The organism is Mesorhizobium sp. M7A.F.Ca.CA.004.12.1.1, from assembly GCF_003997835.1.
Classification (GTDB): domain Bacteria; phylum Pseudomonadota; class Alphaproteobacteria; order Rhizobiales; family Rhizobiaceae; genus Mesorhizobium.
Window position 1 is genome coordinate 1 of record NZ_RZRK01000154.1, and the last position, 9,784, is coordinate 9,784.

Here is a 9,784-nt window from a genome sequence, read left to right on the forward strand (position 1 = left end):
GTCCGTTGGGAGCATATCCAGCGCGTCTATGAGATGTGCGAGCGCAACGTCTCCGAGACAGCGCGCCGGCTCAACATGCACCGCCGCACCTTGCAGCGCATACTGGCCAAGCGCGCGCCGCGTTAGGATCGCAGGGTGTCGCTTGGGGCCAAGTTTGTAACCAGCGGCGGAGAGAGCCCAATCGCCGAAGTCAGCGCCGCCCCTCATCGCCCTGCCGGGCACTTCTCCCCGTATAGTGACGGGGAGAAGTGGCTAGCCGCACCTAGGCGTAATTTCTGTAACGTTGGTGATTGGCGAAATCATAAATGACAGCGTCCCTCTCCCCGTCACTATACGGGGAGAGGATGCCGGCAGGCAGGTGAGGGGCGGCGCTAGCGCTTGGACAATGAAGCCCGCCAAACAGGCGGCTTAACGGAGGCGACATGCAGGATCTGAAGCAGCGGCCGGTTTCCGTCTTCCGCGAATTCCTCGATAGCGAAGCGGCCGGCGGCATCATCCTGATGGTGGCGGCGGCACTGGCCCTGATCGTCGCCAATTCGCCGCTCGCCGAAACCTATTTCTCCGCCCTCCACGCCTATCTCGGCCCGCTCAGTGTCTCGCATTGGGTCAATGACGGGCTGATGGCGGTGTTCTTCCTGCTCGTCGGACTGGAGATCAAGCGCGAGATGCTGGACGGCCAGCTCTCCACCTGGCCCCGGCGCGTGCTGCCCGGCATCGCCGCCGCCGGCGGCATGCTGGTTCCGGCACTCGTCTATGTCGCCGTCAACCGCAACAATGCGGCCGCCCTGTCCGGCTGGGCGATCCCGACCGCCACCGATATCGCTTTCGCGCTCGGCGTGCTGTCGCTGCTCGGCAGCCGCGTGCCGGCTTCGCTGAAGGTGTTCCTCACAGCCCTTGCCATCATCGACGACCTCGGTGCCGTCATTATCATCGCCATCTTCTACACCAGCGGCCTTTCGCTGGCTTATCTGGGTGCTGCCTTCGCCGTCATTGCCGCGCTTGTCGTGCTCAACCGCATGCGGGTGATGACGCTGGTTCCCTATCTCGTGCTCGGCGTCATCCTGTGGGTGCTGGTTCTGAAATCCGGCGTCCATGCCACGCTCGCCGGCGTGGCGCTGGCGCTGACCATCCCGCTTGAGCGTTCCGCCGGGATCGGCCACGATCTCGACCGTTCGCCCCTGCACCGGCTCGAGCACGGCCTGCACAAGATTGTGGCCTTCGTCGTCATCCCGATCTTTGGCTTTGCCAATGCCGGCGTTTCGCTCGCCGGTCTCAGCGTCAGTGCGCTGATCGAGCCGTTGACGCTGGGTGTCGCCGCCGGCCTGGTGGTCGGCAAGTTGGTCGGCGTGTTCGGCTCCTCGGCCCTTGCCATCCGGCTCGGTCTTGCCGACCTGCCAGCCAATGCAGGCTGGACGCACATGATCGGCATATCGCTGCTGTGCGGCATCGGCTTCACCATGAGCCTGTTCATCGGCCTGCTCGCCTTCGCCGGCGACGTGGCGCTGCAGGACGCGGTCAAGGTCGGCATCCTCGCCGGTTCCTTCATCGCCGCTATCCTGGGCGCTGCCGTGCTGCTCATGGCGCCCGCCAGGGGTGGCGTGGAGGACGGTGAAGAGTAGAGGCAGTCTTAGGACTTGGGGGACAATCGCTACTCGCTCTCACCCTCCAGCGCCGGCACCGACACGCCGGCAAGCTCTGCCGCCAGCAGCCGCGAAGCGCCGGCCCGCGCGATCCGCAGCATCAGCGCTTTGCGCGTTGCCGCTGCCATGCGGTGCTCGGGCGCATCGCGCAGGATCTCGGCGCCGTAGCCGTCGGAGAGGATGAAGCCGCACTCCTGGGGAAATATCTCCGAGGGCACGCCGGGATGGGTGGCGAAGAAGAAGCGGTCGGAATGCAGCCGGTAGTCGGGCCATTTGCGGTCGACCCTGAAATCCTCGATCGAGGATTTGATCTCGATGATCCAGATATCGCCCTGCCGGGTCAGCGCGACGAGGTCGGCGCGGCGGCCCGTGGCCAGCGACAGTTCGGGCAACACATGTGCGCCCATATCCATGAGCAGCCGCTGTACGCCGCGCCGCACCAGCATGGCGCGTTCGGACTGGCGGCCGTCGATGAGAGGATTGATGAGGATGGGGGAGATGATCGGCATGCCAGGCACCATGCCAGATTTTGTTCACGGTTTGAACCTGTTTTATGCAGACGATTGTATATTCGATATACCCGGATATACCCAAAAGAAGTCAGGCATTGATCCTTGAAAGATTGAGTTTGCGGTGCGTACCGTCGCTTCCATGGGGACGGGTGACGCAAAATCGAACACTAAAGAAGGCCAACAAGTATGGGCCTTTGACCTTGACGCTCTGCGCAAGGCTTTCAGAAAGTCCGTTCGGGAGCATAAAGTCACGGCGGCTGATTGGGCGGAACACGCCAAGCAGTTCCTCGAAAAACAAAGAGATCGTCAGCGCGAATCGACTTGATATGCCGCGCCGATCAATTTCCATTTAGTAACCCTAAGATAGCAGAAAAAAGTCTTTGCGCGTTACCAACCAAAGTCAGATGCAACCGCTTCAGTTCCGCGAATGTCGAATTGCATAAGCAGGGAGACGTCACTTCGACATTTCCGTGAAGGCGCAACCCATCTGCGGGTGGCGCATGGCTTTCTGTAAATTAGCTAAAGCTAATTTAAGTGAAAGGTGATATTTTGGAAGCAGCCGGGGCTCCCCCAATACACCCCGCTCCGGTCAGGCCCGGTGGCGGTCCACCCAAAGGAAGGCTACCGGGCCGATCCCTGCAACCAACCGGTGATCCGCTCGTTGATCCCATGCCGGGTTGATCCCCCGGCACTCCAGGACCTGCCCGCTGCCGAGGGGCGGCGGGCCTTTTTTGCCGATTGGATTCAAGCCCGCAGCGATAGCGAAGGCTCCGGCGGATGCCGGAGCCTTCGCGTTTGGTGATCCCGTCAGAAGTGGATCCAGAAGGATCTGCGGAAACATCTGCGGCGCCAAGAACCATTGCGCCAATAGCGACGGCAAACCCGCCTCCACCCGCGTCGGCGACGGCGGCGGTGCCATCTGCGGTGCCGCACGAACTCGACGCCGTCCTGAACATCGGGACCATCCGGGCCGAGAATGTCGTCGGATGGTTTGTCGAGCTCATCGAGAATGCCGGGCCCCGTATCAGGGATGCCGGCCAGGGCGGTGGCAGGACGCGCGATTGCGACGACGGTCGCAGCCCCTGCAAGCCCAAGCATTCCAGTCAGAAACAATCGCCGATCCATGCCAACCTCCATCGTTGATCATTGCGACAAGGGAAGACATAGAGCGGCAGATTGACGCGCCCAGATGCCGAAGAAAATTGGGTCAATCCCCCTGCCGTGCCGGCGGCGGATCTTTTTAGCGGTCTCTGACAATCCACGCGGCCAAATGCGCCTGTTCCCAGGGATCATTCCTCCGACAAGCCGGTCGCCGTTGCGTCCGTTTCAATGCTCACCGGCACGCCCTGGCGCAGGGAGTTGCTGACCGTGGAAATCGCCGCGGCCCTTGTGATGATCTCCGCCGGGTCGGAGCCGTCCAGTGTCGTGCATGAAACCTTCATGATTGACGAGGTCGCGAGCAAAGGCTTGCCTTCGAGGTTCAGCGTGACGGTCACCGCGATCTTGTTGAGCGTTACACCCATTTCCTCGGCGACGTAGCGAAGGTCGTTGCAGAAGCAGCCGCCGATCGCCAGGGCGAGCAGTTGGCCGCCATTGAAGCACAGGCCCATGCCGCCGGCCTTGCCTTCGGGCCGGTCGACGATGATCGTGTGGCCGCCGGCCCAGCCCATGGCGGCTTGCGTGTCCTCCACATTGCGCAGTTCGACGGTCATCGAGACCATTGCGGATGTCCTCCCGGCAGGAGTCGACCAGGCGTCGGGCCTCGTCGACGTAGAGTCATTATGCAGGCGCAGAGGCGACCTTGTCGCTGGGCAACGCCGCCCCCGCCATGTCATCAAGGATCGGACAATCCGGCCTTTCGTCGCCGTGGCAGGCATGGATCAGTTTCTGCAGCGTCGAGCGCATCGACTGCAGCTCGCGCACTTTCTCCTCGATCGCCGTGACATGGGCGGCGGCAATTTCGCGCACGTTCTGGCTGGCGCGGCTGCGATCCTGGTAAAGCGCCATCAACTGGCGGCAATCGTCGATGGAAAAGCCGAGATTGCGCGCGCGGCGCAGGAAGGCCAGCCGGTGGATGTCGTCTCCGGAATAATCGCGGTAGCCGTTGGCGGCGCGCGCCGGGGCGATCAGGCCGATCTCTTCATAGTAGCGGATGGTCTTGGCCGGCAGGCCGGAGCGGTGGGCGGCGTCACCGACATTCATGACGGTTCTCCTCGATTTCCAGGAGCCCATGGAGCAGGCCCCTTGAATTTGCTTCACAATCCTGTGAGTCCTGTTGCCAAAATGCCATAGTGATACGCTTACCGGTACGTCAAGGCAGGCATATAGGCATCGCGCGCTTGGCAAGCAAAGCAAATGCCAGCATGAATGATGATGAGAGAGCGGCCGACTCGTGCCGCCGAAGTTGGGCGGGGCACCGGATCACCTGATGCGCATGAAGTCGTTTGCAATCATCGCCGCACTGGCGCTCTCCACTGCTATCGCCGGTTGCAGCACCATCGGCTCGCAGATATTCTCCAACAACTACGGCGCGGTCACCGACGCAGGTTATCAGCTGCCGCGCATCCCGATCGAGAAAGTGCCGATGAAGTACCATCGGCAGGAAGTGAACTACGACAGCCCGGAAAAGCCGGGCACGATCATCGTCGATACGCAGAACAAGTTCCTCTACTTCATCGAGGGCGACGGAAGGGCCATTCGCTACGGCATCGGCGTCGGCCGCGAGGGCTTCGAGTGGCATGGCACCGCCCACATTGCGCTCAAGCGCGAATGGCCGACCTGGACGCCGCCGAGGCAGATGATCCAGCGCCAGCCGGAATTGGAAAAGTTTGCCGGCGGCATGCAGCCGGGCCTGAAGAACCCGCTCGGCGCGCGCGCCATGTACCTGTTCAACAAGGGCGGTGATTCAGGCTATCGCCTGCATGGCAGCCCGGAGTGGAATTCGATCGGCAAGGCGATGTCGTCTGGCTGCATCCGCCTGATGAATCAGGACATTATCGACCTCTATGACCGCGCCTCGGTCGGCGCCAAGGTCATCGTTCTCTAGAGGCAGTTTTCGTACGCGGACCGTCTAGGCAACAACGGACGTCCCAAGCAGAAAACCGGGCAATTCGGCCCGGTTTTTTGTTGTTTGCGCGATGCGACGCCTGCTCGGTGGTCAGGACACCGCCGAGAACGAGGTGGGAGCCAAGATTTGGTTGGTGATTGTCTCGGTGATCTGGCCGTCACGCTCGGAATCTTCCCGCGCCTGTGTCCAGGCCGGGTCCTTCACGAACGCCGTCCAGCGCTCTTCGCGTTCGGCCAGCGATTCCCATGCCAGCATGTAGGTCAGGTCGTTGTTCGAAGCACCGATCAGCGTGGTAAAGAAACCCGCTTGGCGGATACCGTGCTTTTCCCATAATTTGAGGGTGATCTTGTCGAAGCGATCAAGAAGCGCCGGCAAGCGTCCCGGCAAAGCCCGGTAAACCCGAAGTTCGTAGATCACTTTGGAGTTCCTTCTGATCGATGCGCCGGAAGCGAAGAAATCGGACCAGATGGTCAGTGGGGTAGAATCATCAAAGGGGCGTCAGGAGACCTGTTCGACCTGCTGCACTTCCGGCACGAAATGGCGCAGAAGGTTCTGGATGCCGTGCTTCAGCGTCGCCGTCGATGACGGGCAGCCGGCGCATGCGCCCTTCATGTGCAGGAACACCGTGCCATTCTCGAAGCCGCGGAAGGTGATGTCGCCGCCATCCTGGGCGACCGCCGGACGCACCCGTGTATCGAGCAGTTCCTTGATGGTGATGACCAGCTCCTCGTCGGCTTTGTCGTAGAACTCACCGGTCTGGCTGGTCTCGGCGGCCGGGCCGGCCTTGGCCATGACGGGCGCGCCGGACATGAAATGCTCCATGATGGCGCCGAGGATCGCCGGCTTCAAATGCTGCCAGTCGGGGCCATCCTTGGTCACGGTGATGAAGTCATAGCCGAAGAAAACGCCGGTGACGCCAGGAATTTCGAACAGCCGGCCGGCCAGCGGCGAGGCAACGGCGGCGCTGTCGGCATCGCGGAAATCGGCGGTGCCTTCCAGAAGCACTTCCTTGCCGGGCAGGAATTTCAGCGTCGCCGGGTTTGGCGTCGATTCGGTCTGGATGAACATGGCCGTCTCCGTGCCCGTTTGGGCATCTAGTTTGGAACAATTCTAAATAGGCTCAATTGGCTGGACATTCAAGCGAAACGCATCGTCGGAACAGCTGGCTGGCGGAATGTTTTTCCGCGCCCATCATCGGACCGGCATCACCTGAAGAGCAGAATCTCAGGCCAGGCTGTCGATTTCCTCGTCCGACAGGTTCTGCGGCACGACAGTCACCGGGATCGGGAAGGCGGCACCCTTGCCGGCCACGGCGCCGACCAGTGGCCCCGGGCCTTCCTTGCCCGCACCGGCGGCCAGCACCAGGATGGCGATGTCCTGGTCTTCCTCGATCAATTTGTGGATCTCTTCCGTCGGCTTGCCTTCGCGCACCACCATCTCGGGCTCGATGCCGAGCTTCTGGCGCACCTTGTTGGCATAGCTGTCGAGCGCGGCGCGCGCCGTGGCGTTGGCTTCCTCGCGCATGATCTTCTCGACACCCAGCCAATGCTGGAAATCGTCCGGCACGATGACATAGAGCAGCACCAGCGTGCCGCTGGTGCTCTGCGCCCGTTTCGAGGCGTAGGCGACGGCGCGCTCGCATTCCGGCGTGTCGTCGATGATCGTCAGGAATTTCCTGCGATGGCCGGCTTCGCGGCTGAGGCGTTTGGAGACCATGTCTATCTACTCGGTGTCTTGCGGCGCAATCTGCCACTGCGGGGGACCGGCGGCAAGCCGCCGGCCTTGTGCCAGTGCACCCGATGTCGCGATCAGCCCTGCAGCAGGCCGATAATGTCGCGCACCGTCTTCATCGTCGCTTCGGCCAGCACGCCGGCGCGCTCGCCGCCATCCTTGAGCACCGCGTCGACATAGGCGCGGTCATCCGAAATGCGGCGCATCTCGCTGGCGATCGGCGCCAGTTTTTCCACTGCAAGATCGGCCAAGGCCGGCTTGAACACGGAAAACTGCTGGCCGGCGAATTCCTTGAGTACATCCGCCTTCGATATCTCGGCGAGACCCGCATAGATGCCGACCAGGTTCTCCGCCTCGGGCCGGCCGGCCAGGCCGTCCAGCTCGCTCGGCAACGCTTCCGGGTCGGTCTTGGCCTTGCGGATCTTCTTCGAGATGTCGTCGGCATCGTCGGTCAGGTTGATGCGCGACAAATCCGACGGGTCCGATTTGGACATTTTCTTGGAGCCGTCGCGCAGCGACATGATGCGCGCCGCCGGCCCGCCGATGACCGGCTCGGTCAGCGGGAAATAGCCGTTGACGGTCTCTTCGCCGACCTGCATCTCGACGCCGACGCCAAGGGCCGCGATGCGGTCGGAGAAGTCGTTGTTGAATTTCTGCGCGATGTCGCGGGTGAGTTCCAGATGCTGCTTCTGGTCCTCGCCCACCGGCACGTGGGTGGCACGGTAGAGCAGGATGTCGGCAGCCATCAGCGAAGGATAGGCAAGCAGGCCGAGCGAGGCGTTCTCGCGATCCTTGCCGGCCTTGTCCTTGAACTGCGTCATGCGGTTCATCCAGCCGATGCGCGCCACGCAATTGAAGATCCAGGCGAGCTCGGCGTGCTGCATGACCCGCGACTGGTTGAAGACGATGTGCTTCTTCGGGTCGATGCCCGAGGCCAGGAACGCAGCGGTGATCGACCGCGTCTGATCGGCTAGGTCTTCATAAACGAGTTGGGCTGTCAGCGAATGCAGGTCGACGACGCAATAGATGCAATCGGAGGTGTCCTGCAGGGCAACGAATTTCTTGATGGCGCCGAGATAGTTGCCGAGATGCAGATTGCCGGTCGGCTGGACACCGGAAAAGACGAGTGGCTTGAAGGCGGTCATGATTGTCCTCATGGCTTGTGGAGGGCCGTATAAGCGTGATTCCGAAAAGTTGCAGACTTTTCGGAGCCAATCGCGCGGCTGGAAACCGCGCGCGGCGAAAGTCTTGCGACGGCGCGCTTATGGACGAAGACGGCGCTGCGATCAAGACGGCGCTGCGGGCGTGTCGGGCGCTCTACTCGTCCAGGTCGGTCTTTGCGACCGGTGGCGCCGACTTGCCCGATCCCCGCTTGACGTTGCGTCGGATCATGCCGAAATCGGCACCGCCTGTGGCGAAGGCGGTGATGAAATAAAGCAGCGCTCCGCCGGCAACCAGCGACAGCAGCGTCGTCGCCTTGACCACCAGCGGCGAGCCCGGCCCTAGCCTGACGGCGAACCAGTGCTCGGCAAAATAGAGTGCCGCCCCCATTACGGCCGCCGACAGCACCAGCCGTGGAATGCGCTTCATCAGCGGCACGTCGCGCCCCCAATGGCCGCGCCGGATCAAGACGCCGAGCAGCATCACCGCGTTGACCCAGCCGGCGACGGCCGAGGCCACCGCGATGCCGGGCGCGCCCATCCGTGGAAACAGCGTCAGCGCCGTGGTGACGTTCACCGCCACCGAGATGGCGGCAAAGATCATCGGCGTGCGCGTGTCCTCGCGGGCGAAATAGCCTGGGGTGAACGCCTTGATCAGGACGAAGGCCGGCAGGCCGAGGCCGAAGATCGCCAGGATCGCCGCCACCGTCGGCGTCGAGCCGTTGGCGGCGAATGCGCCGCGCTCATAGACCAGCCGCACGATCGGCTCCGACATCACCCAGAGTGCCGCGGCTGCCGGCAGGGTAAGGAACAGCGTGAACTCGACCGAGCGGTTCTGCAGATTGGCCGCCTCGATCAGATTGCCCGACTTCAGCGCCCGCGACAATTCGGGCAACAGCACGATCGCCACCGCAACACCGACCACGCCGAGCGGCAACTGGTAGATGCGGTCGGCATAGGCGAGCGAGGATACCGCGCTGTTCTGCGCCGAGGCGATCGCCGTGCCGATCAGCTGGTTGATCTGGGTGATGCCGCCGGTGATGGCCGCCGGCAGCGCCAGGATCAGCAGCCGCTTGACCGCGGGCGTCATTTTCGGCCGGCGGAAGCCGATCGAGATGCCGGCGTGGCGCACCGCCACCCAGACGATCGCCAGTTGCACCAGTCCGGCGGCAAGCACGCCCCAGGACAGCCCGTAGCCGACGGTGAGGGCATCCGAGCCCTTATACCAGGCATAGGCGAGCACGCCGATCAGGATGATGTTGAGGAACACCGGTGCCACCGCGGCGGCGAAATAGCGGCGCAGCGAATTCAGCATGCCCGCCATCATCGCGCCCAGCGACATGCAGATCAGATAGGGAAACATGATCGTCGCCAGCGTCACCGTGGTGTCGAACTTCCCCGGCGTGCCGGCAAAACCCGGCGCCACCAGATAGCGCACGATCAGCGGCATCGACAGTTCCATGATGATCGTCAGCGCCAGCAGCGCCGTGAACAGCACGCCGAACACTTCCTCGGAAAAGCGCTTGGCGCCTTCGGTACCGTGGGTCTCGATCTCCTTGGCGAACAGCGGCACGAAGGCGGCGTTGAAGGCGCCTTCGGCAAACAGCCGGCGAAAGGTGTTGGGAAACTGGAAAGCGGCGTTGAAGGCATCGGCGACCGGTCCGGTACCGAGTG

Annotated in this window: 13 protein-coding genes; 4 read left to right on the plus strand and 9 right to left on the minus strand. The window is 62.7% G+C overall.

Annotated features, from left to right (window positions below; genetic code table 11):
- Together EN984_RS10785 and nhaA are read left to right on the plus strand one after the other, a co-directional pair.
- Positions 1–126 (plus strand): helix-turn-helix domain-containing protein (locus tag EN984_RS10785; RefSeq protein ID WP_281057277.1); only part of this gene is annotated, 126 nt, incomplete at its 5' end.
- Positions 127–422: 296 nt separating this feature from the next.
- On the plus strand, positions 423–1,619 hold the full coding sequence (nhaA, locus tag EN984_RS10795) for a Na+/H+ antiporter NhaA (RefSeq protein WP_127271565.1): 1,197 nt from the start codon (positions 423–425) through the stop codon (positions 1,617–1,619).
- A 29-nt stretch (positions 1,620–1,648) separates the two neighbouring features.
- On the opposite strand, the gene EN984_RS10800 is transcribed toward nhaA, so the two are convergent.
- Entirely contained in the window at positions 1,649–2,149 is a 501-nt protein-coding gene (locus EN984_RS10800) for an MmcB family DNA repair protein (RefSeq protein ID WP_050596738.1), read from the minus strand.
- A 91-nt stretch (positions 2,150–2,240) separates the two neighbouring features.
- A complete protein-coding gene (locus tag EN984_RS10805; protein WP_127271563.1) occupies positions 2,241–2,501 on the minus strand; it encodes a hypothetical protein in 261 nt (86 codons plus the stop codon).
- 428 nt (positions 2,502–2,929) lie between these two features.
- On the opposite strand from EN984_RS10805, the gene EN984_RS37640 reads away from it, so the two are divergent.
- Positions 2,930–3,295 carry a hypothetical protein gene (locus EN984_RS37640; RefSeq protein WP_164752309.1) on the plus strand — a complete coding sequence of 122 codons (366 nt, stop codon included), beginning with the start codon at positions 2,930–2,932 and terminating at the stop codon, positions 3,293–3,295.
- Positions 3,296–3,441: 146 nt separating this feature from the next.
- Here the strand turns inward: EN984_RS37640 and EN984_RS10815 are convergent, their stop codons facing one another.
- Both EN984_RS10815 and cueR read right to left on the minus strand, forming a co-directional pair.
- Complete coding sequence (locus EN984_RS10815) at positions 3,442–3,873, minus strand: OsmC family protein (protein ID WP_127269478.1); 432 nt, start codon at positions 3,871–3,873, stop codon at positions 3,442–3,444.
- Between the two features lie 58 nt (positions 3,874–3,931).
- Positions 3,932–4,354, minus strand: a complete 423-nt coding sequence (gene cueR / locus EN984_RS10820) for a Cu(I)-responsive transcriptional regulator (protein WP_127269477.1) — start codon at positions 4,352–4,354, stop codon at positions 3,932–3,934.
- 226 nt (positions 4,355–4,580) lie between these two features.
- On the opposite strand from cueR, the gene EN984_RS10825 reads away from it, so the two are divergent.
- Positions 4,581–5,198, plus strand: coding sequence for a L,D-transpeptidase (locus tag EN984_RS10825; RefSeq protein ID WP_127269476.1), 618 nt, complete (start codon positions 4,581–4,583; stop codon positions 5,196–5,198).
- Between the two features lie 111 nt (positions 5,199–5,309).
- Here EN984_RS10825 and EN984_RS10830 read toward each other — a convergent pair whose 3' ends face one another.
- The 5 genes from EN984_RS10830 to murJ form a co-directional block, all read right to left on the minus strand.
- Positions 5,310–5,636: an NIPSNAP family protein gene (locus EN984_RS10830; RefSeq protein ID WP_127269475.1), complete on the minus strand. Its 327-nt coding sequence runs from the start codon at positions 5,634–5,636 to the stop codon at positions 5,310–5,312.
- An 81-nt stretch (positions 5,637–5,717) separates the two neighbouring features.
- Complete coding sequence (locus tag EN984_RS10835) at positions 5,718–6,287, minus strand: NifU family protein (protein ID WP_023811631.1); 570 nt, start codon at positions 6,285–6,287, stop codon at positions 5,718–5,720.
- Between the two features lie 156 nt (positions 6,288–6,443).
- Positions 6,444–6,935 (minus strand): universal stress protein, encoded by a 492-nt coding sequence (locus EN984_RS10840; RefSeq protein ID WP_013528063.1) that lies wholly within the window; start codon positions 6,933–6,935, stop codon positions 6,444–6,446.
- A gap of 92 nt (positions 6,936–7,027) precedes the next feature.
- On the minus strand, positions 7,028–8,095 hold the full coding sequence (gene trpS / locus EN984_RS10845) for a tryptophan--tRNA ligase (protein WP_127256391.1): 1,068 nt from the start codon (positions 8,093–8,095) through the stop codon (positions 7,028–7,030).
- A gap of 172 nt (positions 8,096–8,267) precedes the next feature.
- Positions 8,268–9,784: murein biosynthesis integral membrane protein MurJ (gene murJ, locus EN984_RS10850; RefSeq protein WP_127383735.1), on the minus strand; the 1,517-nt coding region annotated here is incomplete at its 5' end.